19 protein-coding genes are annotated in these 22,739 nt (G+C 69.0%); 13 read left to right on the forward strand and 6 right to left on the reverse strand.

Annotated features, from left to right (window positions below; translation table 11 throughout):
- The first annotated feature begins 7 nt into the window (after positions 1-7).
- From dut to ACT3SQ_RS06790, 6 genes are all read left to right on the forward strand, one after another.
- The gene (gene dut, locus ACT3SQ_RS06765; protein ID WP_441444112.1) at positions 8-583 is read left to right on the forward strand and encodes a dUTP diphosphatase; all 576 of its coding nucleotides are present in this window, start codon (positions 8-10) and stop codon (positions 581-583) included.
- Positions 584-585: 2 nt separating this feature from the next.
- Positions 586-1,386, forward strand: a complete 801-nt coding sequence (locus ACT3SQ_RS06770; RefSeq protein ID WP_441444111.1) for a DUF3710 domain-containing protein — start codon at positions 586-588, stop codon at positions 1,384-1,386.
- Positions 1,383-2,225, forward strand: a complete 843-nt coding sequence (locus tag ACT3SQ_RS06775; protein WP_441444110.1) for a DUF3159 domain-containing protein — start codon at positions 1,383-1,385, stop codon at positions 2,223-2,225. Before ACT3SQ_RS06770 ends, ACT3SQ_RS06775 begins: the two co-directional genes overlap by 4 nt.
- Before the next feature lie 205 nt (positions 2,226-2,430).
- Positions 2,431-3,753 carry a class I SAM-dependent RNA methyltransferase gene (locus ACT3SQ_RS06780; protein WP_444592115.1) on the forward strand — a complete coding sequence of 441 codons (1,323 nt, stop codon included), beginning with the start codon at positions 2,431-2,433 and terminating at the stop codon, positions 3,751-3,753.
- A 299-nt stretch (positions 3,754-4,052) separates the two neighbouring features.
- Positions 4,053-6,839 carry an aconitate hydratase AcnA gene (acnA, locus tag ACT3SQ_RS06785; protein ID WP_444600974.1) on the forward strand — a complete coding sequence of 929 codons (2,787 nt, stop codon included), beginning with the start codon at positions 4,053-4,055 and terminating at the stop codon, positions 6,837-6,839.
- 458 nt (positions 6,840-7,297) lie between these two features.
- A complete protein-coding gene (locus tag ACT3SQ_RS06790) occupies positions 7,298-9,181 on the forward strand; it encodes a 1-deoxy-D-xylulose-5-phosphate synthase (protein WP_441444106.1) in 1,884 nt (627 codons plus the stop codon).
- Positions 9,182-9,226: 45 nt separating this feature from the next.
- Here ACT3SQ_RS06790 and map read toward each other — a convergent pair whose 3' ends face one another.
- The 5 genes from map to ACT3SQ_RS06815 form a co-directional block, all read right to left on the reverse strand.
- Positions 9,227-10,048: a type I methionyl aminopeptidase gene (gene map / locus ACT3SQ_RS06795; RefSeq protein ID WP_441444118.1), complete on the reverse strand. Its 822-nt coding sequence runs from the start codon at positions 10,046-10,048 to the stop codon at positions 9,227-9,229.
- On the reverse strand, positions 10,048-11,076 hold the full coding sequence (locus tag ACT3SQ_RS06800) for a COX15/CtaA family protein (protein ID WP_441444105.1): 1,029 nt from the start codon (positions 11,074-11,076) through the stop codon (positions 10,048-10,050). The genes map and ACT3SQ_RS06800 overlap by 1 nt, the downstream gene beginning before the upstream one ends.
- Before the next feature lie 110 nt (positions 11,077-11,186).
- Positions 11,187-11,993: an ABC transporter permease gene (locus ACT3SQ_RS06805; protein ID WP_441444104.1), complete on the reverse strand. Its 807-nt coding sequence runs from the start codon at positions 11,991-11,993 to the stop codon at positions 11,187-11,189.
- A complete protein-coding gene (locus ACT3SQ_RS06810; protein WP_441444103.1) occupies positions 11,990-12,994 on the reverse strand; it encodes an ABC transporter ATP-binding protein in 1,005 nt (334 codons plus the stop codon). The genes ACT3SQ_RS06805 and ACT3SQ_RS06810 overlap by 4 nt, the downstream gene beginning before the upstream one ends.
- An 82-nt stretch (positions 12,995-13,076) precedes the next feature.
- Positions 13,077-14,234 carry a glutathione S-transferase family protein gene (locus tag ACT3SQ_RS06815; RefSeq protein ID WP_444600975.1) on the reverse strand — a complete coding sequence of 386 codons (1,158 nt, stop codon included), beginning with the start codon at positions 14,232-14,234 and terminating at the stop codon, positions 13,077-13,079.
- 229 nt (positions 14,235-14,463) lie between these two features.
- Between ACT3SQ_RS06815 and ACT3SQ_RS06820 the strand changes: the two genes are divergently transcribed.
- The 6 genes from ACT3SQ_RS06820 (at position 14,464) to ACT3SQ_RS06845 (ending at position 19,562) form a co-directional block, all read left to right on the forward strand.
- Positions 14,464-15,213 carry a helix-turn-helix transcriptional regulator gene (locus ACT3SQ_RS06820; RefSeq protein ID WP_444600976.1) on the forward strand — a complete coding sequence of 250 codons (750 nt, stop codon included), beginning with the start codon at positions 14,464-14,466 and terminating at the stop codon, positions 15,211-15,213.
- A complete protein-coding gene (gene sufB / locus ACT3SQ_RS06825; protein ID WP_441444100.1) occupies positions 15,210-16,637 on the forward strand; it encodes a Fe-S cluster assembly protein SufB in 1,428 nt (475 codons plus the stop codon). The genes ACT3SQ_RS06820 and sufB overlap by 4 nt, the downstream gene beginning before the upstream one ends.
- A complete protein-coding gene (gene sufD / locus ACT3SQ_RS06830; protein WP_444600977.1) occupies positions 16,637-17,959 on the forward strand; it encodes a Fe-S cluster assembly protein SufD in 1,323 nt (440 codons plus the stop codon). The genes sufB and sufD overlap by 1 nt, the downstream gene beginning before the upstream one ends.
- Positions 17,959-18,297, forward strand: a complete 339-nt coding sequence (locus tag ACT3SQ_RS06835) for a non-heme iron oxygenase ferredoxin subunit (RefSeq protein ID WP_441444098.1) — start codon at positions 17,959-17,961, stop codon at positions 18,295-18,297. The genes sufD and ACT3SQ_RS06835 overlap by 1 nt, the downstream gene beginning before the upstream one ends.
- A gap of 76 nt (positions 18,298-18,373) precedes the next feature.
- Entirely contained in the window at positions 18,374-19,129 is a 756-nt protein-coding gene (gene sufC / locus ACT3SQ_RS06840; RefSeq protein WP_444600978.1) for a Fe-S cluster assembly ATPase SufC, read from the forward strand.
- A 100-nt stretch (positions 19,130-19,229) separates the two neighbouring features.
- Complete coding sequence (locus tag ACT3SQ_RS06845) at positions 19,230-19,562, forward strand: metal-sulfur cluster assembly factor (protein ID WP_441444096.1); 333 nt, start codon at positions 19,230-19,232, stop codon at positions 19,560-19,562.
- A 144-nt stretch (positions 19,563-19,706) separates the two neighbouring features.
- Here the strand turns inward: ACT3SQ_RS06845 and ald are convergent, their stop codons facing one another.
- Positions 19,707-20,822, reverse strand: a complete 1,116-nt coding sequence (gene ald / locus ACT3SQ_RS06850; protein ID WP_442331791.1) for an alanine dehydrogenase — start codon at positions 20,820-20,822, stop codon at positions 19,707-19,709.
- A 243-nt stretch (positions 20,823-21,065) separates the two neighbouring features.
- Between ald and ACT3SQ_RS06855 the strand changes: the two genes are divergently transcribed.
- Positions 21,066-22,670: an ABC-F family ATP-binding cassette domain-containing protein gene (locus ACT3SQ_RS06855; RefSeq protein WP_444600979.1), complete on the forward strand. Its 1,605-nt coding sequence runs from the start codon at positions 21,066-21,068 to the stop codon at positions 22,668-22,670.
- Positions 22,671-22,739 lie beyond the last annotated feature (69 nt).

The raw sequence follows: 22,739 nt of genomic DNA on the forward strand, positions 1-22,739 counted from the left end.
TGTGCCCATGTCTGTCGATCACGCTGATTCCTCGTCTCACGATGCGACGGCCGCACCTGCGGCCGGAGACCCCGTCCTGCGCATCCGCCGCAGCGGCGCGACGGCGCTGCCGCATCGCGCTCATGCCGACGATGCTGGGCTGGACCTCGCCAGTGCGGAGGACCTCGTGATCCCCGCCGGTGGCCGGGCCCTGGTGGACACGGGCCTCGCGCTCGCGCTGCCGCCCGGCACCGTGGGCATGGTCTGCCCCCGCTCCGGCCTCGCGGCGCGCCACGGGATCACCGTCCTGAACGGCCCCGGTATCGTGGATGCCGGCTACCGAGGTCCCGTCAAGGTCTCGCTGCACAACACCGATCCGACGGAGCCGTTCGCCCTCCATGTCGGAGACCGCATCGCCCAGCTGGTGGTGGTGCCCTTCATCGCCCCGGTGCTGCAGGAGGTCGCGGACCTCGAGGAGACCGACCGGGCGCAGGGCGGCTTCGGCTCCAGCGGCGGTTTCGGAGCCGCCGCGACAGCTGAGCCGATGACGGCGGCTGCGACCGCCACGGCGGCCGTGACCGCCGACGAGACCACGGAGGGATGATCATGGGACTGTTCTCTCGCAAGAAGCAGCAGAAGGTCGAGGAGATCGACGGCCTGGATGCGCACGACTCCCAGGATTCGGGGATCTCGCAGAAGGCGACCGACCGGCCCGATGCCGAGGACGCCGAGAACGATGAGGGCACCGAGCGGGCAGAGGGCCGCGACGGCGACAGCGACTCCGCCGCCCCTCGCGGAGAGCACCTCGAAGACGGCCCCTATGACGAGTCCGAGGCACCCGCGGAAGAGCGGATCGACCTCGGAGCACTACGCGTCCCGGCCATCGACGGCATGGAGCTGAGGATGGAGGTCGATCAGCGCAGCGGCTCGGTCACCGGGGCGAATCTGGTGATCGCCGGCTCGTCCCTGCAGGTCCAGGCCTTCGCTGCGCCCAAGACCCGCGGTCTGTGGGAGGACGTGCGCTCCTCGCTGCGCGACTCCGTGGTCAAGCAGGGAGGGACCGCGGAGACCCGGCCCGGAGCCTTCGGCACCGAGCTGATCACCCGGCTGCCCGTGAAGCGGACCGATGGGCGCACGGGATACCGGCCGGCGCGATTCATCGGCATCGACGGACCGCGCTGGTTCGTCCGGGCGATCCTCACAGGCAAGGCGCTGGGCGACAAGGAGCAGTCACGCCGTTTCGAGACCCTCATCTCCCGCCTGGTGGTGGTGCGCGGGTCCGAGGCGATGGCTCCGCAGGAGCTGATCCCGCTGCATCTGCCCGGGGAGCGGCCGGGCCTGAGCCAGGTCGGTGCCGCACCGCTGGACCCGCTGGCACGGGGCCCAGAGATCACGGAGGTCGGGTGAGTCCCGCGGTGCCCGGCTCCGGCTCTGGCCCCGAGACCCACGGCCCCGAGCACGAAGCACCCGAGACCCAGGGGCCGGAGCCGCGAGGCGCCGAGCGCCCGGCGCCGGCGGCCCGAGGCCCTGAGCGCCAGGGTCCCGCAGCCGGAGGCCCCGGCATCGGTCCAGAGGCGGGCACGGGCCCAGCCGCCGAGGAGCACGAGCCGACGTCCCGCAGCGGGCTGGGTGCCGTGCTGCGGGATGAGGAGTTCTCCGTCTCCGACGCCATCGGCGGCCCCCGCGGCATCGTCGAGTCGGTGCTGCCCACGCTGCTCTTCGTGGTGCTGTTCGTGGTCACGCGCTCGGTCATGGTCGCGGCCGTGGCTGCGGTCATCGTGGTGCTGGGACTGCTGATCGCCCGGATCGTGCAGCGACAGAGCCCGTCCACGGTGCTCGGCGGCCTGCTCGGGGTGGCACTCGGCGCCGTGCTCGCGATCCGCTCCGGCGAAGGCTCTGACTTCTACTGGCCCGGTATCGTCACCAACGCCGTCGCCCTGGTGGTGCTGCTGACCACTCTGGCGCTGCGGCGACCGCTGGTGGGAATCTTCGTCGGCCTGCTCGATCCTCGGGTGAAGGACTGGACCGAGGACCCTGACGCACGCCGTGTCTACACCAGGGCCACGTTGCTCTTCGTCGGGCTCTACGCCGCGAAGCTGGCCGTGCAGCTCCCGCTGCTGCTGACGGATCAGGTCGCCGCCCTCGGCGCCGCCAAGATCGCCATGGGCCTGCCCGCCTTCGCCGTGATCGCGTATCTGGTGTGGCTCATGCATCGCGGACTGCTGGCGCGTCGCGAGCGACGTTGAGCACCTGCTCGGGCCGTGTGCGCAGGAGCGTCATCGGGTCGGGCACGCAGGAACGCCATCGGGCCGGGCGCCAGGACCGTCCACTGGATGAGACAATGGGCGGACGGTTCCCCGCACCCGACCGCAGGTCTGCGCGGGACCTCCCCATAGATCGAGCAGCCACGGTCCGCGTCGTTCCCCGCGCGGACGGGAAGAGAGTGGTCCGATGACCTCCGATGCCGAAACCGCGCCGAGCAGCTCCGCCCTCGGCGGGCGCCTCCTGACCCTCACTGTCGGCCCGCCCGCAGCCGGCGGCACCTTCGTGGCACGCCATGAGGGACGGGTCGTGTTCGTCCGCGGCACGACCCCGGGCGAGACCGTGACCGCCCGACTGCTCGAAGACCCCGAGGAGCGCGCGAACGCACGTTTCTGGCGCGCCGAGGCGCTCGACGTGCTCGAGGCAGGCCCGGACCGTGCACCGTCGGTCTGGGAGGAGGCCGGCATCGACGGCGTGGGAGGTGCCGAGTGGGCGCACATCGCACTGCCCGCCCAGCGCCGGATCGCCACCGAGGTAATGCAGGAGCTGCTCCGCCGCGCCGGGGTGACGAGCTTCCCGATCGAGCAGGTGCAGGTCGAGCCGGCGCCGCACGACGCCGAAGGGCTGGCCTGGCGCACACGCGTGCGCTATGCGGTCGATGCCGATGGCCGGGTGGGCATGCGCGGCTGGCGTTCTCATGAGGTTCGTCCGGTGGGCGCGGATCCCCTCTCGGCCCAGGCCATTCGTGACCTGCAGCTGGGGGAGTGGACCGCCCCCGAGGGGACCGAGGCGATCGATGCGGTCGCTCCGTCGGCCGGTCCTGCCTCCGTGGTGCTGATCGGGCGGGAGCTCGACCCGAGCGCAGTGGTCATCCCGGAGACCTGGGGGGATGCTGACGTCTCTGTCCGCACCGGGCGCGGCCTGGTCCCGCTGCGCGGGGACGGACTGGTCCATGAACGCCTCGGGGAGCGCATGTTCGCCGTCAGCGCGACGGGCTTCTGGCAGTCGCACCGACGCGCCGCGGAGCTCCTGAGCGAGGTCGTCGAATCGACGCTGCGCGCACCGCACGGCGGCAGCGCCTGGGATCTGTACGGCGGAGTGGGGGTCTTCTCCGCAGTCGCAGCGCGGCAGGTCGGGGACGACGGTTCGGTCGTCTCCGTCGAGGGGAACCGGCGCGCCTCGCAGCTCGCCGCCGAGAACCTCGAGGATCTTCCCCAGGTCTCGACCGCGACCGCGGACGTGACGGACTGGGTCCGTGCCCGCCGTGGCGGCGTCGACACGGTGGTGCTGGACCCGCCGCGCAGCGGTGCAGGCACCGAGCTGATGGACCTCCTGGCAGCCGCCGTCCGCCAGCGGATCGTCTACGTCTCCTGCGAGCCCTCCACGCTCGCCCGGGACCTCGCAGCGATCGAGAAGAAGGGGTGGCAGATCGCGGACCTGCGTGCCTTCGACCTGTTCCCGCATACCCACCACATCGAGTCGGTCGCGGTGCTGGAGCGAGTCTCGGCCTGAAGGGACGGGGCGGCGTCGCTCGGCCGCGCCAGGGCCGTCGCACCAGGGCCGTCGCACCAGGGCGCCCGCCGAGACGGCGAGCTTCGACACACCTGCAGATCAGCTGACGAGGTGTCAGGTCGAGGGTGCCTGACATGGTACTATTTATCTTGACTTCAAGATATATGCCGGATCGAGCCGGCGTCCCCTCGGTCGACCTGCATGAGCAGCGGTTCATCGCGAGGTGAGCGTTCGTCCGCCTGTCGCGGATTGCGCGCCTACGATGGAGGGGTCAACCCCACACCAAAGGAGTTCGCCTGATGAGCACTGTCGACTCATTCGCCGCGAAACAGGATCTCAGCGTCGGCGGCACCGACTACGAGATCTTCGCGCTCGACGCCGTGGAGGGCGCCGACAAGCTTCCCTACAGCCTCAAGATCCTGCTCGAGAACCTGTTGCGCACCGAGGACGGGGCGAACATCACCGCCGACCACGTGCGCGCCCTGGCGGGCTGGGAGCCCTCTGCCGATCCGTCGGTCGAGATCCAGTTCACCCCGGCCCGCGTGATCATGCAGGACTTCACCGGCGTGCCCTGCGTCGTCGATCTCGCCACCATGCGCGAGGCCATGCAGGATCTCGGCGGCGATCCCGAGAAGATCAACCCGCTCGCCCCGGCCGAGATGGTCATCGACCACTCGGTGATGATCGACGTGGCCGGTCGCCTGGACGCGCTCGAGAAGAACATGGAGCTCGAGTACGAGCGCAACCGTGAGCGCTATCAGTTCCTGCGCTGGGGCCAGACGGCCTTCGACGACTTCAAGGTCGTCCCCCCGGGCACCGGCATCGTCCACCAGGTCAATATCGAGTACCTGGCCCGCACGGTCATGACCCGTGAGGTGGGCGGCGCCCTGCGCGCCTACCCGGACTCCTGCGTCGGCACCGACTCCCACACCACCATGGTCAACGGCCTGGGCGTGCTCGGCTGGGGCGTCGGCGGCATCGAGGCCGAGGCCGCGATGCTCGGCCAGCCGGTCTCCATGCTGATCCCGCGCGTGGTGGGCTTCAAGCTCACCGGCGAGATCCCGCCGGCCGCGACCGCCACCGACGTGGTGCTCACGATCACCGAGATGCTCCGCGAGCACGGCGTGGTGGGCAAGTTCGTCGAGTTCTACGGCGAGGGCGTCACCCAGGTGCCGCTCGCCAACCGCGCGACTATCGGCAACATGAGCCCCGAGTTCGGCTCCACCTGTGCGATCTTCCCGATCGACGAGGTGACCGTCGACTACATGCGTCTCACCGGCCGCACCGAGGAGCAGCTCGCGCTGGTCGAGGCCTACGCCAAGCGCCAGGGCCTGTGGCACGACGCCTCCAAGGAGGTCGTGTACTCCGAGTACCTCGAGCTGGACCTGTCCACCGTGGTGCCCTCGATCGCCGGCCCGAAGCGTCCGCAGGACCGCATCGTGCTGACCGAGGCCAAGGAGTCCTTCCGCGAGGTGCTCCCGTCCTACGCGCGTGACCACGAGGCCTCCGAGAACGGCGCGGACACCGCTGGCACCTTCCCCGCCTCGGATCCCGCCAGCCAGGGTTCGGACAACGACTCCGGCGGCTCGGCTCCCGAGCACCAGCACGTCACCGGCCGGGCATCGAATCCGGTGCAGGTCAGCGGTCGGGACTTCTCGATCGATCACGGCATCGTCTCGATCGCCTCGATCACGTCCTGCACCAACACCTCGAACCCCTCGGTGATGATGGCGGCGGGCCTGCTCGCGCAGAACGCGGTGGATCGCGGACTGGTCGCGAAGCCCTGGGTGAAGACCTCCATGGCCCCCGGGTCCCAGGTCGTCACGAACTACTACACCAAGGCTGGGCTCTGGCCCGCCCTGGAGTCGCTCGGCTTCCACCTGGTCGGCTACGGCTGCACCACCTGCATCGGCAACTCCGGCCCGCTGGACTCGGAGATCTCCGACGCGATCGCGGAGAAGGATCTCGCGGTCACCGCGGTGCTCTCGGGCAACCGCAACTTCGAGGGCCGCATCAACCCCGACGTCAAGATGAACTACCTGGCCTCCCCGCCGCTGGTCATCGCCTACGCGCTCGCGGGCACGATGGACTTCGACTTCGAGAACGACCCACTGGGGCAGGACAAGGACGGCGCGGACGTCTTCCTGCGCGACATCTGGCCGAACCCCACCGAGGTCGAGAAGGTCATCGCGGAGTCCATCTCCCAGGAGATGTTCACCGAGGACTACAAGGACGTCTTCATCGGCGACGAGCGCTGGCGCAACCTCGACACTCCCGAGGGTGCGACCTTCGAGTGGGATGACGAGTCGACCTACGTGCGCAAGCCCCCGTACTTCGAGGGAATGTCGGCGACGCCGGAGCCCGTCTCCGACGTCTCCGGTGCGCGGGTGCTGGTCAAGGTCGGCGACTCGACCACCACTGACCACATCTCGCCCGCCGGTGCGATCAAGCTGGACTCCCCGGCTGGTCACTACCTCCAGGAGCACGGAGTTGCCCGCAAGGACTTCAACTCCTACGGCTCGCGCCGAGGAAACCACGAGGTGATGATCCGCGGCACCTTCGCGAACATCCGCATCAAGAACCAGCTGCTCGACGGCGTCGAGGGCGGGTACACCAAGAACCTGCTGACCGGTGAGCAGGAGTTCATCTACGACGCGGCCCAGGCCTACGCCGAGCAGGACATCCCGCTGGTGGTCCTCGCCGGCAAGGAGTACGGCACCGGTTCCTCCCGTGACTGGGCGGCCAAGGGCACCAAGCTCCTCGGCGTCGAGGTCGTCATCGCGGAGAGCTTCGAGCGGATCCACCGCTCGAACCTCATCGGCATGGGCGTGCTTCCCCTGCAGTACCCCGTGGGGGAGAACGCCGAGTCCCTCGGGATCGACGGCACGGAGACGTTCTCGTTCACCGGCGTGACCGCTCTGAACGACGGCTCCATCCCGAAGACGGTCAAGGTCGTCGCTGTGAAGGAAGACGGCTCCTCGGTGGAGTTCGACGCGCCCGTGCGCATCGACACCCCCGGTGAGGCGGAGTACTTCCGCAACGGCGGCATCCTGCAGTACGTGCTCCGCTCGCTGGTCGCAGCCTGACTGACGTGCTGCGAGGAACGAGCGGCAGGAAGCCAGGCAGACGGTAGAGCCTGACTGACGTGCTGCGAGGAACGAGCGGCAGGAAGCCAGGCAGGCAGTAGAGCCTGACTGACGTGTTGCGCGCAGCCGCCGCCTGATCGGCGCCATACGACGCCCCGGCCCTGAAGGGTCGGGGCGTCGTCGCGTCATGGCGCGTCCTGAGTCGGGAGTCCGGACCCCTGAAGCCTGAAGCCTGGGTCCTGGGTCCTGAGTCCTGAGTCCTGAGCGCCGATATGCGGCGCGGGCGAGTGCCCGAGTGCACCATTGCTCGGCCCCTCTGCACCGCGATGCACACCGAGGGCGGGACCCGTGAATCACCGGTGAAGATGTGCACAGATGTGATCACCTCGAGCGTCACCACAGGTCACGAGGACATAGGCTGGCCGAGTTCCGGCCCCGTCCCTGAGGGAGGACCACGCGTGTCCACCATTGAGCACCGTTCCGCCACCCCGCACCGCGGGCGAGCTGCAGTGACCCCGTCGGCACCGGCTGCGGATGCTTCCACCCCACCGTCAGAGGTTCCAATTCCGGGCGGCCCCGAGGCGCTGCGGGCGCTCGACGCCGCACAGCTGCCGGGGCTGGCACGCACTCTGCGTCGGCGTCTGCTGGAGATCTGCTCGCGCAGCGGAGGCCACCTGGGACCGAACCTCGGCGTGGTCGAGCTGACGATCGCCCTGCACCGCGAGTTCCGTTCCCCGGACGAGCCGATCGTCTTCGACACCGGTCATCAGGCCTATGTGCACAAGATGCTCACCGGGCGCGCCGATCTGCCGGGGCTGCGCACCGCGGGCGGCATCGCGGGCTACCCGGACCGCGCGGAGTCGGTCCACGATCTGGTGGAGAACTCCCACGCCTCGGGATCCATCGCCTGGGCCCACGGACTGGATCGCGCCCACCGGCTCGCCGGGGCCGACGGGGCCGCGGTCGCAGTCATCGGGGACGGCGCTCTCACCGGAGGGGTGGGCCTGGAGGCCCTCAACCTGCTCGCCTCCGATCAGGGCTCGCGCACTGTCGTGGTGCTCAACGACAACACCCGCTCCTATGCCCCCACCGTGGGCGGGATCGCCGAGCATCTCGCCGAGCTCCGCGCCGGCCGGATCGGTGCCGGAGAGGATCTCTTCACCTCGCTCGGGCTGACCTATCTCGGACCGGTCGACGGCCATGACCTCACCGCCCTCGCCGACGCCCTGACCGCAGCTCGACGTGCCGCGGAGGATCCCACGAGCTCCGGGGTGCTCGTCCACGTCCTGACCCGGAAGGGTGCCGGCTTCGCTCGCGCGGAATCGGACACCGTGGACCATTGGCATGCCACCAGTCCCTTCACCATCCAGGAGCAGGCCGCACCGGGAGCGCCGACGGAGACCTGGACCTCCCGGTTCGGCGCCGCGATGCTCGATGCCGCCCGCGCCGATGAGCGCGTGGTCGCGATCAGCGCCGCGATGATCGACCCCGTGGGCCTCACCCCGATGCAGCAGGAGCTGCCGGGGCGCGTGCTCGATGTCGGGATCGCCGAGCAGCTCGCGCTCGACACGGCCGCCGGACTCTCCGCCGGCGGCCGCAAACCCGTGGTCTCCCTCTACGCGACCTTCCTGAACCGGGCGATCGACCAGCTGCTGCTCGATGTCGCCCTGCACGGCGAAGACGTCACGATCACCTTGGACCGGGCCGGTGTCACCGGCGATGACGGGCCCAGCCATCACGGGATCTGGGACCTCGCCCTGGCGACGAAGGTGCCCGGTCTCTCGCTGTGGGCGCCCCGGGACGGAGTTCGTCTCGATGCCGCGGTCCCCGCCGCTCTCGGGACCCTCGGCCCGTCCCTGGTGCGCTTCCCCAAGGGAGCCTGCCCGCCGGAGCTGCCGGCTCTCGCGCAGCTGCCTGCCGGGGAGGTGCTCGCCGGTGACGCGCACGCACCCGTCGACATCCTGCTGGTCTCCATCGGTGCTCTGGCTGGCCGCGCCGTCGAGGCCGCCGCAGAGCTCGCTGCGGCGCATCCAGAGCTGAACCTCGTGGTCCTCGACCCGGTGCAGTCACTGCCGCTGGGGGAGGAGCTGCTGGACCTCGCCGCGACCGCGCGCGCGGTCGTCACGCTCGAGGACGGCCTGGCCGAGCACGGGATCGGTGCGGCCCTCGGTACGCGGCTCGCCCGGCGTGCCACGCTCTCCGCGCCCGGACCGGTCCTGCGCAGCCTTGGCGTCGACCTGGAGTTCATCCCGCATGGGAAACGCGATGCGATCCTCGCGGCTCAGGGCCTGGATGCCGCGGGCATCGCAGCGAGCATCCGCTCTCTCCTGCAGGGGAGCTGAGCCGCGGGGCTGCACCTTCACCCACGCGTGGGCCGGCGCTCCGTCTCAGCCCAGTGAGCTGCGCGGGGAGGGGTCGTCGGGCCGGGCGGTGAGGATGATCGGTGCGCCGGTGGTGACCTGCAGGGTGTGCTCGGCATGGGCCCCGCGGGAGCCGTCGGCCGAGAGCTGCGTCCAGCCATCTCGCTCGTCGACCTTGAGCTCCGAGGTGGTGGGCACCAGGAACGGCTCGACCGTGATCAGCTGTCCTGCCACCAGCGTGGGGCCACCGCCGGGGGTGCCGTGATTGGGCACGAAGGGTGCCTCATGCATGGTGCGCCCCACCCCATGACCGCCGAAGCGCTCATTGATGGTGTATCCGAGCGCGTGGGCCTCGTTCATCACCGCATGGCCGATGTCGCCCACGCTGTTCCCGGCGGTGACCTGGTCGATGCCGGCCCACATCACCCGCTCGGTGTCGCGGATCAGCTGGAGGTCCTCTTCGCGCGGTGTGCCCACGATGATCGAGAGGCAGGAGTCCGCGACCCAGCCCTCGACCTCGACGGCGAAGTCCAGGGAGAGCAGATCACCATCTTCCAGGAGCCGGTCGTAGGGACGGCCGTGCAACACCCCGTCGTTGACGGAGGTGCAGATCGCGTGCCCGAACGGGGAGGCCCCGAAGACCGGGTGGTACTCGATGTAGCAGCTGGTCGCGCCGGCCTCGCGGATCATGCGATGGGCTTCGGCATCCACTTCCAGGAGGTTCCAGCCGACGTCCACGACGTCGCGCAGGTGCGAGAGCACCGAGGCGACGAACTCTCCGGCCGGCCGGGCCTGGGCCAGGGTCGGCAGCTCCTGCGTGGAGCTGCGGCGGCGCTTGCCGAGGATCATCATGCCTCCGTGCTGAGGGGTGAGTCGCCGGCTGCAGCTGCAGCCGGGTGCGGTTCCTGCCAGGTGACCAGGCGGGCTCCCACCCATGCGATCCCGGCGCCGAACAGCGCCGCACCGATCAGGTGGAGGAACACGATCAGCTCCGGAAGGCCGAGGAAGTACTGGACATAGCCGATGATGCCCTGGACCACGGTCAGGACCACCAGCCACCAGGCCGCGACGATCGCCTCACGCCGCGCCGCGGATCGGTGGAGCACGACCAGCAGGACTGCGAGCAGGGCGCAGAACGCATAGACCGACAGGGCGTGGATCCGGGAGGCGATCATGGGGTTCAGCGCAATCCGGGTGACGTCTCCGGCGTCCCCGGAATGAGGTCCGGTGCCGGTGACGATCGTGCCCAGGACCAGCACTACGAAGCCCACCACCGCGAGGGGTACGAAGACTTGGAGAGCACGCACCGGGACTGCCCGCCGGATCGCACCGTCGCCGTCATAGAGGCGCACCAGCAGCACCATCGAGACCGCGGCCAGCACTGGGGAGAGCAGGAAGTGGGGGCTGACGATGCCCGGGTGTAGATCCGCGAACACCACGACCATGCCGACGATCGCCTGCACAGCGGTGCCGATCAGGGGGACGCAGGCCAGGCGGCGGAAGCCGGTGCCCTTGTGCCCGAGCCAGCGCCAGCTCACCAGCAGCAGTGCGACCGCGAACACGGTCAGCACCCCGGTCAGCGAACGGTTGCCGAATTCCACGAAGGGGTGGATGCCCGCCTCCATGGTGAGCACCGGTGTGAACTGCCCTGGCTCGCAGTTCGGCCAGGTGGAGCATCCCAGCCCGCTGCCGGTCAGCCGTACGGCGGCGCCCGAGAGGATGATCCCGATCTGCGAGAGCAGGTTCCCCCAGAACACCACCGCGGCCACCCGGGCACGGCGCTGCGGGCCCCAGGAGGGCAGGCGGGGATCGGGCAGGGTGGTCAGGCGCCGGTAGCGCTCAGGGGCGCGCGGCGCGGCTGCGACGGGACTGGACATGCTCCGAGTCTAGATTCTGCCGCGGTGAGAACGCTGGGCGCAGCGGACGGATGCGACCGACGACGCATCCTGGGCGTCCCGCAGCCGCTCTGCTGTTGCTCTGCAGCCGCTCAGCTGTCCGTCCAGCGGAACCAGCGCATGACGGCGAGCACCCCGCCGACGGCCCAGACCAGCAGCACCACGACGGAGCCGACGGAGAACGGTCCGGAGGCCAGACATGCGCGCATCAGCTCACCGAGTGCACCGGAGGGCAGCAGATCGACCAGGCCTCCCAGGATCCGCGGATAGGCGGCGGTGGGGAAGGCGACGCCGCCGGCCGCGATCATCAGCACGAACACCAGGTTCGAGACGGCCAGCACCGCCTCGGTGCGCAGCGTGCCAGCGATCAGCATGCCCAGCGAACCGAAGGCGACGGTGCCCACGAGCCACACCGGGATCAGCCCGAGCAGCCCCGACAGCTCGGGCCGCCAACCGATGATCAGCGCGATCAGCCCGAGGACGATCACCTGGAGGACATGGGTGGTCAGTGTCGCGAGGATCTTGCCGGCCAGGTACCCGCCGCGTCCCAGCGGTGTGGTCGCCACCCAGCGCAGCACGCCGTTGCGGCGGTCGAAGCCGGTGAGGATGGCCTGCGAGGTGAAGGAGGTGGAGATCAGCGCCGTGGCGAAGGTCGCGGCGACGGCGGTGTCGACCGCGGCGACGCCCTCGAGCCTGCCCAGCGGCAGCAGCCATAGCCCGATCAGCACCATCGCCGGCAGCGCGACGGCAACGGTGAGCTGCTCCCCGTTGGAGAGCAGAACCCTGGCCTCGAGCCCGGCGTGGGAGAGGATCCGACGCAGCGCGGGCGCAGGACGGGGGCTCCGCTCCGGCCGCACTGGTGCAGGGGAGGCGGGCGCAGGAGAGGTGGGGTTGGTCATCGGTGTTCCTCTCGGGAGGTGGAGAGGCGTGCCGCGGGTTCAGGCATCTCGGGATCGGGCTGTCCGGCGCTGAGGTCCTCGACCCGGTGGCTCTCGACGCTGTGGTCCTCGGCGTCGTGCTGCTGAGCCGCGTGCTCCTCGGCCGCGTGCTCTTCATCCATCAGATCCAGCAGCACGGATTCCAGATCAGCCGCGCCGCCCGAGGTCACTTCCAGCCGCACGCCATGGCGTGCGGCGGCTGTGCGCAGATCGGCTTCGAGCGCGGGTGCCACCTGAGGGTCGACGCCCGAGGCGGTGGCCTGCACGACCATGGCACCGTCGGCCGAGCGGTGGTCGTTGATCACGTCCTGGACGGAGCCGGAGGCGAGGACCTGGCCGCGGGAGATCACCCGGACCGCGTCGGCGAGGCCCACCACGTCATCCATCAGGTGGGTGGTGAGCACGACGGCGGTGCCGGTGCGGGCGAGCCCACGGATCAGCTCGCGCACCCGGCGGCGGATCGACGGGTCCATCCCTGCGGTGGGCTCGTCCAGGAAGACCAGGTCCGGGCGGCCGATGATGGCGAGCGCGAGGGCCAGGCGCTGACGCTGGCCGCCGGAGAGACGCCGCACCAGGGTGCGCGCGAAGGTGTCGATGCCCAGATGCTCGGCCACCTCCTCGACGTCCAACGGTGCGGCGTGGAGGGCCGCGCCGTAGCGCAGCAGCTGCATCGCCCCGGCACCCGAGGCGAGCCCGCCGTCCTGGATCATCACCCCCACCCGGGCGCGATGCTCCGGGCTGGAGCGCCAGGGGTCGACACCCAGCACCCGCACGCTGCCGCTGTCAGGGCGCAGCAGGCCCGTGGCGCAGGAGATGGCGGTGGTCTTACCGGCACCGTTGCTTCCCAGCAGCGCGGTCACGGCACCGCGCTCTGCGGTCAGGGTGAGCCCGTCCAGCGCGCGGACGGAGCCGTAGCTGAGGGAGAGGTCGGTGGCGACAAGGGCAGGGGAGTGGTCGTCCATGGCGCTCACCATCGTAGGCCGCGGCCCGCAGAACCAGCACCCGACGTGAGCGACCGGTCATGCGCGCCGGGCAGAGAGGTTCTCAGCGGCCGGTCACCTGCAGAGGGGTGTGCGCGGGATCGACCACCTCGGCGGCCAGCGGTGCCGCCGGGGCAGTGCCTCCGGGGCCCCAGGTGTCGGTCTCGAAGCGGTCGCGATCGTGGGGGTCCAGCAGCGGTTCGAGGGCCGGGCCCAGCGGCACCACCTGGGTGGGGTTCAGGTCCTCGTGCACGAAGTAGTAGTGGCGCTTGATCTGCTCGAAGTCGACGGTGTCCCCGAAGCCGGGGGTCGTGAACAGGTCCTTGGTGTAGTTCCACAGGTTCGGCATGCTCGAGAGCGTCTGCCGGTTCGCCTTGAAGTGGCCGTGGTACACGGGATCGAAGCGGATCAGGGTCGGGAACAGGCGCACATCCGCTTCCGTGATCGAGGGACCCAACAGGTAGCGGCTGCGGCCCAGGCGCTCCTCGAGCTCGTCGAACGCCTCCCACAGTGCGCGGTACTCCTTCTCGTACGCCTCCTGGGAGCCCGCGAAGCCGACTTTGTACACGCCGTTGTTGACGTGGTGGAGCATCCACTTGTTCAGCGCGTCGATCTCCTCGCGCTGCGCCTCGGGGTAGAGGTCCGGCGCACCCGCGCGGTGGTGATCGCTCCACTCCGTGGCGAAGTCGAGGGTGATCTGCTGGAAGTCATTGGTGACGACCGCCTTGGTGGGGACGTCCACCACGGCGGGGACGGTGATACCGCGGGGGTAGTCCGGGAATCGCGCGAAATACGCCTGCTGGAGTCGCTCGTAGCCGAGCACCGGGTCGACTCCGCCCTCGTCGAGATCGAAGGTCCAGGAGCGCTTGTCGTGGGTCGGGCCGGGCATGCCCACGGAGAGCACGTCCTCCAGGCCGAGCAGGCGACGGGAGATCAGGGTGCGGTTCGCCCAGGGGCAGGCGCGCGCCGCGACCAGGCGGTACCGGTCCTTCTCCACGGGCCAGCCGTCGCGGCCATCACGCGTGATCCGGTCATCGATGTAGTTCATGTCGCGGTCGAAGGATCCGCCGACGGTGACATAGGCGCCCCGCGTCGAATGCTCCTCGGAGGCAGTCGGTGCGGCAGTGGGCGGGGGAGTGGACGAAGCAGCGGGCGCGGCAGTGGACGAAGCAGCGGATGAGGCGGTGGCTGGGCCGGCGGGGTGCGTGCTCTCAGCAGGCATGGGATGGTCCCTTCAGATCGGGGCGGCGTCCCTCGAAGGGTAGTTGAAAACGGCACCAATTGGAAGCGCGGCCCGTCGGCGACGCCTTTCGTGGCAGTTGCGGGCGGCTGCGGAAGGCGTGTCTGCCCAGGTAAGGGGATCCTTCGTGCTGTGGCGCACAGGGGTCCGTACGTATTTGGCAACACTTATGTTGTAAAATCGAAAAGGCGATGGACGGGAGGAGGCAGCAATGACCGCATCAGGCACAGCACCAGGCATCGAGACGGCCGTCACGCAGACCACGCGCGACCGCCTCGTGGATGCGATCTCGACCCACGGCCCGATCACCGCACGTCGGCTGGCCGAGCAGTTCGGCCTCACCAGTGCTGCGGTGCGCCGCCATCTGGCGGCGCTCGAGGCGGAGGGGGTCATCGCCGAGCACGACCTCCCCATCGCCCCGCGCGGCCGCGGGCGGCCCAGCAAGTCGTTCGTGCTCTCGCCCTCGGCCCACGAGGATCTGCCCGGTGGGTATGACGAACTCGCCGTGATGGCGATGGACGAGCTCGCCCGACGGGGCGGAAGCGAGGCGGTGACCGCCCTGGCGGAACGCCGCATCGCCGACTGGGAGAGCGTGCTGGCCGAGCGCGTCGCACAGCGTGAGGAGGCGGGGGAGGACATCACCGTCACCCGTAAGCTCGAGCTGCTCTCCGAACTGCTCACGGAGCGGGGGTACGCCACTTCGGTGCGCCCACTCCATGTGCCGCTGCCCGGCAGGGGCCCCCAGGCGGGAGCCGCTCCGCGTACCCTCGTCACGGCCCAGCTGTGCCACGGGCACTGCCCGGTCCTCGACGTCGCCGCAGATCACCCCGAGCTGTGCGAAGCCGAATCCCGCGTCATCTCCCGAATCATCGGAGCGCCTGTCCAGCGTCTTGCCACGCTGGCGCAGGGGGCTCACGTCTGCACGACTCATATTCCGCTCACCGAGGGAAGGACACCATGACGAGCGCACCAGAAAAGCTCACACAGGACGAGATCATCGACTCCATGGGCCAGTACGCCTATGGATGGCATGACGAGGACTCCGCCGGTGCCAGCGCGCGCCGCGGTCTGTCCGAGGACGTCGTGCGCGACATCTCGGCCCGCAAGGACGAACCGGAGTGGATGCTCGAGCGCCGCCTGAAGGCACTCAAGCTGTTCTATAAGAAGCCGCTGCCCACCTGGGGTCCCGACCTCTCGGGCATCGCCTTCGACCACATCAAGTACTTCGTCCGCTCCACCGAGAAGCAGGTCACCTCCTGGGAGGATCTGCCTGCGGACATCAAGGAGACCTACGACCGCCTCGGCATCCCCGAGGCCGAGAAGCAGCGTCTGGTCTCCGGCGTCGCCGCGCAGTACGAGTCCGAGGTCGTCTACCACCAGATCCGCGAGGATCTGGAGGAGCAGGGCGTCATCTTCCTGGACACCGACACCGCGCTCAAGGAGCACCCGGAGCTCTTCAAGGAGTACTTCGGCACCGTCATCCCCTCTGGTGACAACAAGTTCTCCGCACTGAACACCGCGGTGTGGTCCGGCGGCTCCTTCGTGTACGTCCCCAAGGGCGTCCATGTGGAGATCCCGCTGCAGGCCTACTTCCGGATCAACACCGAGAACATGGGCCAGTTCGAGCGCACGCTGATCATCGCCGACGAGGGCTCTTACGTGCACTACGTCGAGGGCTGCACCGCGCCGATCTACAAGTCGGACTCGCTGCACAGCGCCGTCGTGGAGATCATCGTGAAGAAGGACGCACGCGTCCGCTACACGACGATCCAGAACTGGTCGAACAACGTGTACAACCTGGTCACCAAGCGCACGATCGTCGAACAGGGCGGCGTGATGGAGTGGGTCGACGGCAACATCGGCTCCAAGGTCACCATGAAGTACCCGGCCGTCTGGCTGATGGGCGAGCACGCCCGCGGCGAGACCCTCTCGGTCGCCTTCGCGGGCGAGGGCCAGAACCAGGACACCGGTTCGAAGATGGTGCACATGGCGCCTCACACCTCGAGCTCGATCGTCTCGAAGTCGGTCTCCCGCGGTGGTGGACGCAGTTCTTACCGAGGTCTCGTGCAGGTCATGCCGGGCGCGGAGCACTCCGCCTCGACCGTGCTGTGCGATGCGCTGCTGGTGGACACCATCTCCCGCACCGACACCTACCCCTACGTCGACGTCCGTGTCGACGATGTCCAGATGGGCCACGAGGCCACCGTCTCCAAGGTCTCCGAGGAGCAGCTCTTCTACCTGATGAGCCGCGGCATGGACGAGACCGAGGCGATGGCCATGATCGTGCGTGGGTTCATCGAGCCCATCGCCCGCGAGCTCCCGATGGAGTACGCACTGGAGCTGAACCGCCTGATCGAGCTGCAGATGGAAGGAGCAGTCGGTTGATGACGACCACTGATGTGAAGGGTGCCGAGAACGCTGGGGATCCGGCCGCGAACGAGGCCGTGGGCCACGCCGCAGGAGCCGCCCCCGTCGTCGCCCAGTCCGCCCTCGACGATGTCGAGACCACCGCGGCGCCGGAGCTGGAGGAGGAGAATCTGACCCTGCCGGGACAGGACGTCTCCGCCGCCCATGCCGCGTCGAACCGAGGCGCGCGAAAGCGTTCCTTCGAGGTCTCCGACCACGAGGTCCCCAAGAGCGACATCGAGGAGTGGCGCTTCACCCCGCTGCGCCGTTTCGCGCCCCTGTTCCAGGACGTCGCGACCGACGACCGCGAGGGCGATCCTGCGGTCGATTACCAGGTCACGGTGCCCGAAGGGGCTCCCGAGATCTCCACTCTGGCGCCCGGCGAGGCTCCCCGCGGCACCGTCCTGGTGCCCGAGGACCTGGTCTCCGCGGTCGCGTCGGCACGCACCGAGCAGGCACTGCACCTGGTCGCCGCGAAGAACGCCACCTATGACACGCCGTTCCGCGTGGACATGACCGGCCGGGGCGCCGAGCGTCGCGCCAACGCGCACATCGTGCTCGAGGCGAAGGAGTCGAGCTCGGCGACCTTCGTGCTCAACCACGCCGGTTCCGCGCAGTATGCGCAGAACGTCGAGATGATCGTCGGCGACAACGCGCAGATGACCGTCATCACCCTGCACGACTGGGATGACGACGCGGTGCACATCGCGACCCATCACGCCCGCGTGGGTCGTGACGCGAAGCTCAAGCATGTCGCCGTCACCCTGGGTGGCAGCGCGGTGCGCTTCAACGCGATCGGCGAGTATGCGGCAACCGGTGGCGAGATCGAGAAGCTCGGCCTGTACTTCTCCGATGAGGGGCAGTTCTTCGAGAACCGCCTGTTCATCGACCACAGCGCCCCGCGCTGCACCTCCAACGTGGCCTACAAGGGCGCGCTGCAGGGCAAGAACGCCCGCTCGGTGTGGGTCGGCGATGTGCTGATCCGCAAGGAGGCCGAGGGCACCAACACCTACGAGCTCAACCGCAATCTGCTGCTCACCGAGGGGGCACGCGCCGACTCGGTGCCGAACCTCGAGATCGAGACCGGTGAGATCGAAGGCGCGGGCCACGCCGCTGCGACGGGTCGTTTCGACGACGAGCAGCTGTTCTACCTGCGTTCTCGCGGAATCGACGAGATCGAGGCGCGTCGTCTCGTGGTGCGCGGCTTCTTCGCCGAGATCATCCAGCAGATCGACGTCCCCGAGATCCGTGAGCGGCTCTCGGCCTCGATCGAGGGCGAACTCGCACGGAGCATGAACTGATGTCGGACGCCTTCGTCCCCGTCGCCGCCCTGGCAGACCTCGCCCCCGGCGAGGCGATCGATGTCGTCGTCGACGGCATCGAGATCGCCCTGGTGCGCGCCGAGGACGGGGGCGTCCACGCCCTCGAGGACATCTGCTCGCACGACGAGATCGCGCTGAGCGATGGCGACGTCGAGGGCTGCACCATCGAATGCTGGAAGCACGGCAGCCAGTTCGACCTGGTCACAGGTCGTCCCCTGCAGCTTCCTGCGGTCCTTCCCGTGCGGGTCTTTCCCGTGCGGATCGACGAGAGCAGCGGCGAGATCCTGGTGGATCCGACCGTAGCCCCCGGCACCTGATCACTCCGGGCGCCTCTCCACGGCGCCCTTCCGACTTCACGAACCCACCAGCATCCCTGGTCAAGGAGAACCACCTATGTCGATCCTCGAGATCAAGAACCTCCACGCCACCGTCGATACTCCTGATGGCACCAAGGAGATCCTCAAGGGCGTCGACCTCACCATCAAGGCCGGCGAGACCCACGCCATCATGGGCCCCAACGGCTCCGGCAAGTCGACCCTCGCGTATGCCGTCGCCGGTCACCCCAAGTACCAGATCACCGAGGGCGAGGTCCTCCTCGACGGTGAGAACGTGCTCGAGATGAGCGTCGACGAGCGCGCCCGTGCGGGTCTCTTCCTCGCGATGCAGTACCCGGTCGAGGTCCCCGGCGTCACCGTCTCGAACTTCCTGCGCACGGCCAAGACCGCGATCGATGGCGAGGCCCCCGCGCTGCGCACCTGGGTCAAGGACATGAAGGGCGCGATGGCGGATCTGAAGATGGATCCCGTCTTCGCCGAGCGCAACGTCAACGAAGGGTTCTCCGGCGGCGAGAAGAAGCGCCACGAGATCCTCCAGATGCAGCTGCTCAAGCCCAGCATCGCGATCCTCGACGAGACCGACTCCGGTCTCGACGTCGACGCGCTGCGTGTGGTCTCCGAGGGCGTCAACCGCGTCAAGGAGAACTCCGAGGTGGGCATCATGCTGATCACCCACTACACCCGCATCCTGCAGTACGTGAAGCCGGACTTCGTCCACGTCTTCGTGAACGGCCGGATCGCCGAGCAGGGCGGCCCGGAGCTGGCCGAGCGCCTCGAGGCCGAGGGCTACGACCGCTTCCTCGTCGGCGCCTGACGCCATTCGTCGGTCCGGCTCGGGAGGAACTCCCGGGCCGGACCGGCCCCACCCCTTTCGGGAGCAGCACCTGCGCTCCCTATCCCCTCGGGAGGATGCGATGACCGAACAGAAGACCCCTGACGCGACGGTGAGCTCCGCCGACGTCATCGAGGCGATGAAGGACGTGATCGATCCCGAGCTCGGGATCAACGTCGTCGATCTCGGCCTCGTCTACGGCGTCACCGTCGAGGACGGCAATGCCGTCGTGGACATGACACTGACCTCCGCCGCCTGCCCGCTGACGGACGTGCTCGAGGAGCAGACCTTCGCGGCGCTGGACCCCATCACCGAGACGCACCGCATCAACTGGGTGTGGATGCCGCCGTGGGGCATGGAGAAGATCACCGAGGACGGCCGCGAGCAGCTGCGCGCGATCGGCTTCAACCTCTGAGCTGAGGCTCAGCACGCCAGCGCCGTCCCGCGCCGCCGTGTACTCGGCTGTGCGCTCGGCCGGCAGCAGAAATGTCCCCGGAGGACCGATGCGATGATTCGCATCCGTCGTCCGGGGACATTTCTCGTTGAACCCCGGCCAGTCTCAGGCGATGATCTGCTCCGCTGAGGTGACCTCGAGACCGTGGGCCTCGCCGGTGCCCGCATGGGCGAGCATGCCCTCGTGGGTGTGCAGGCCCTTGGCGAGCGCATCGTCGGAGCGCATCGCGTCGCGCCAGCCGGCCCCGGCGATCTTCAGGATGTACGGCAGCGTGGCATTGTTCAGCGCCGCGGTGGCGGTCACCGGCACCGAGCCCGGCATGTTCGCCACGCAGTAGTAGACGGTGTCGTGGACGCGGAAGGTGGGATCGTCGTGCGTGGTGGGACGGGAGTGCTCGAAGCACCCGCCCTGGTCGATCGCGACATCCACGAGCACCGAGCCCGGCTTCATCGTGGAGACCATCTCATCGGTCACCAGCTTGGGCGCACGCTTGCCCGGGATCAGCACCGAGCCGACCACGACGTCCGCCCGCCTGATCTCCTCGGTCAGGTCCAGGGCCGTCGAATAGCGGGTGCGGATGTCGCCATGGTGCATGGTCGCGATCTGCCCGAGGCGGGAGACGTTCAGATCCATCACGGTGACATTCGCATGTAGGCCGTTGGCCATCATCGCGGCCTGCTCACCGACCACACCGCCGCCGATGACCAGCACGTTCGCCTCGCTCGTCCCGGGGACTCCGCCCATCAGCACCCCGGCGCCGCCGAGCGGCGCCATCAGGTGGTAGGCGCCGACCTGCGTGGCGAGACGACCCGCGATCGCGCTCATCGGCGCGAGCAGCGGCAGTGAGCGGTCGGGGAGCTGCACCGTCTCGTACGCGATCGCCGTGGCCCCCGAGGACAGGAGCGCCTCGGTGAGCTTCTGATCCGCGGCGAGGTGGAGGTAGGTGAAGAGGATCTGCCCCTTCCTCAGGTAGTCGTGCTCCTCGGGGAGCGGCTCCTTCACCTTGATGATCATCTCGGCCTGCGCCCAGACCTCCGCGGCCGAGTCGAGGATCGTGGCTCCGGCGGCACGATAGTCCTCGTCGGTCACTCGCGAACCGATGCCGGCGCCCGTCTCGACCACGACTTCGTGGCCACGGGCCACGAGCTCATGGACGCCGGCAGCGCCCAGACCCACACGATTCTCATTGTTCTTGATCTCCCGGGGTACCCCGATCCGCATGGCGCGCCTCTCTGCTGCGTTCTTCGGTCTCGATCGTGACCGCTCGGGCCAGCATCTCACCAACTCGGCACCTGGGGGAGCTGAGCTGTGGAACGCGGCACCGTCGGCGCAATTCTCGTGCTCTGGGAGAGGCGGCGGCCCTAGAGTGGTCCAGGCTCCGCGCGGGCCCGTCCGTCGCTCCGCGCAGGAGCGTCCGTCCGCTGCGCACCGAGCCGCCGCACCCTCGAACAGGAGCATCATCCAGTGGTCACCGTGCACGACCTCGCCATCCGCGTCGGCGCCCGGCTGCTCATGAGCGACGTCTCCTTCCAGATCACCGCTGGCGACAGGGTGGGGCTGGTGGGCCGCAACGGCGCCGGCAAGACGACTCTGACCAAGGTGCTCTCGGGAACGCTGGACCCGTCCGAGGGCAGTGTCGAGGTCACCGGCGAGCTCGGCTACCTGCCTCAGGACACCCACAGCGGGGAGGACACCGAACCGGTGCTGTCCCGCATCCTCTCCGCCCGCGGGCTCGACGGGATCTTCAAGAAGCTCCGCCGCGCCGAGGAGGAGATGGGGGACATGAGCCTCACCGAGGCTCGCCGCGAGAAGGCCATGAACCGCTACCCGCGGATCGAGGCCGAGCTCGATGCGGCGGGCGGCTACGCGGCCGAGGCCGAGGCCAAGCGGATGTCCGCGAACCTGGGGCTGCCCAACCGGCTGCTCGAGCAGGAGCTGGGCACCCTCTCGGGTGGCCAGCGGCGCCGCGTAGAGCTCGCCCGGATCCTGTTCTCCCAGGCCACCACCATGATCCTGGACGAGCCGACCAACCACCTCGATCACGACTCGATCGTCTGGCTGCGGGAGTACCTGATGGGCTACCGCGGCGGGCTGATCATCATCAGCCACGACGTGGAGCTGGTCGAGCACGTCGTGAACAAGGTCTTCTACCTCGATGCCAATCGCGCCTCGATCGACATGTACAACATGGGCTGGAAGCTGTACCAGCGCCAGCGCGAGGATGACGAGAAGCGTCGCAAGCGCGAGTGGACGAACGCCGAGAAGAAGGCCACCCAGCTCACCGCCCAGGCCGAGAAGATGCGTGCGAAGGCCACCAAGGCGGTCGCCGCGCAGAACATGCTCAAGCGCGCCGAGCGGATGCTCGACGGGCTCGAGGGGGAGCGCCAGCAGGACCGCGTCGCCTCGCTGCGCTTCCCCAAGCCCGCCCCCTGCGGCAAGACACCGCTGATGGCGGAGGACCTCTCGAAGTCCTACGGCAGCCTCGAGATCTTCACCAGCGTGGATCTCGCGATCGATCGCGGCTCGAAGGTCGTCATCATCGGGCTCAACGGCGCCGGCAAGACCACTCTGCTGCGGATCCTCGCCGGAGTCGATGAGCCGGACACCGGCGGGCTGCTCCCCGGCCATGGCCTGCGGATCGGCTACTACGCACAGGAGCACGAGACCCTCGATCTGGACCGCACGGTGCTCCAGAACATGATGACTGCCGCCTATGAGCTGCCCGAGGTCGAGGCCCGCAAGATCCTCGGCTCCTTCCTCTTCACCGGGGAGGATGTCCACAAGCCGACCCGGGTGCTCTCCGGCGGCGAGAAAACCCGTCTCGCGCTCGCGACCCTCGTGGTCTCCAGCGCGAACGTGCTGCTGCTGGACGAGCCGACGAACAACCTCGACCCCGCCAGCCGTGAGGAGATCCTCGGAGCGCTCGCGGCCTTCGAGGGCGCCGTGGTGCTGGTCTCGCACGATCCCGGCGCCGTAGCGGCACTGAACCCCGAGCGGGTGCTGATGATGCCCGACGCGGTCGAGGACCTGTGGAACGCGGAGTACCAGGAGCTCATCGAGCTGGCCTGAGCAGGGCACGGCACGGAAAGCGACACGAGGGACGGCACCCGCATGCCGTGAGTCAGCGATAAATCGCTG

This window comes from Brachybacterium sp. AOP42-C2-15 (assembly GCF_052377065.1).
Classification (GTDB): Bacteria; Actinomycetota; Actinomycetes; order Actinomycetales; family Dermabacteraceae; genus Brachybacterium.

Excerpts from the sequence above, each read along its gene's own strand:
- dut (WP_441444112.1), top strand. The coding sequence starts at position 8 with ATGTCTGTCGATCACGCTGATTCCTCGTCTCACGATGCGACGGCCGCA.
- ACT3SQ_RS06770 (WP_441444111.1), top strand. The coding sequence starts at position 586 with ATGGGACTGTTCTCTCGCAAGAAGCAGCAGAAGGTCGAGGAGATCGAC.
- ACT3SQ_RS06780 (WP_444592115.1), top strand. The coding sequence starts at position 2,431 with ATGACCTCCGATGCCGAAACCGCGCCGAGCAGCTCCGCCCTCGGCGGG.
- acnA (WP_444600974.1), top strand. The coding sequence starts at position 4,053 with ATGAGCACTGTCGACTCATTCGCCGCGAAACAGGATCTCAGCGTCGGC.
- map (WP_441444118.1), bottom strand. The coding sequence starts at position 10,048 with ATGATCCTCGGCAAGCGCCGCCGCAGCTCCACGCAGGAGCTGCCGACC.
- ACT3SQ_RS06800 (WP_441444105.1), bottom strand. The coding sequence starts at position 11,076 with ATGTCCAGTCCCGTCGCAGCCGCGCCGCGCGCCCCTGAGCGCTACCGG.
- ACT3SQ_RS06805 (WP_441444104.1), bottom strand. The coding sequence starts at position 11,993 with ATGACCAACCCCACCTCTCCTGCGCCCGCCTCCCCTGCACCAGTGCGG.
- ACT3SQ_RS06810 (WP_441444103.1), bottom strand. The coding sequence starts at position 12,994 with ATGGACGACCACTCCCCTGCCCTTGTCGCCACCGACCTCTCCCTCAGC.
- ACT3SQ_RS06815 (WP_444600975.1), bottom strand. The coding sequence starts at position 14,234 with ATGCCTGCTGAGAGCACGCACCCCGCCGGCCCAGCCACCGCCTCATCC.
- ACT3SQ_RS06820 (WP_444600976.1), top strand. The coding sequence starts at position 14,464 with ATGACCGCATCAGGCACAGCACCAGGCATCGAGACGGCCGTCACGCAG.
- sufB (WP_441444100.1), top strand. The coding sequence starts at position 15,210 with ATGACGAGCGCACCAGAAAAGCTCACACAGGACGAGATCATCGACTCC.
- sufD (WP_444600977.1), top strand. The coding sequence starts at position 16,637 with ATGACGACCACTGATGTGAAGGGTGCCGAGAACGCTGGGGATCCGGCC.
- ACT3SQ_RS06835 (WP_441444098.1), top strand. The coding sequence starts at position 17,959 with ATGTCGGACGCCTTCGTCCCCGTCGCCGCCCTGGCAGACCTCGCCCCC.
- sufC (WP_444600978.1), top strand. The coding sequence starts at position 18,374 with ATGTCGATCCTCGAGATCAAGAACCTCCACGCCACCGTCGATACTCCT.
- ACT3SQ_RS06845 (WP_441444096.1), top strand. The coding sequence starts at position 19,230 with ATGACCGAACAGAAGACCCCTGACGCGACGGTGAGCTCCGCCGACGTC.
- ald (WP_442331791.1), bottom strand. The coding sequence starts at position 20,822 with ATGCGGATCGGGGTACCCCGGGAGATCAAGAACAATGAGAATCGTGTG.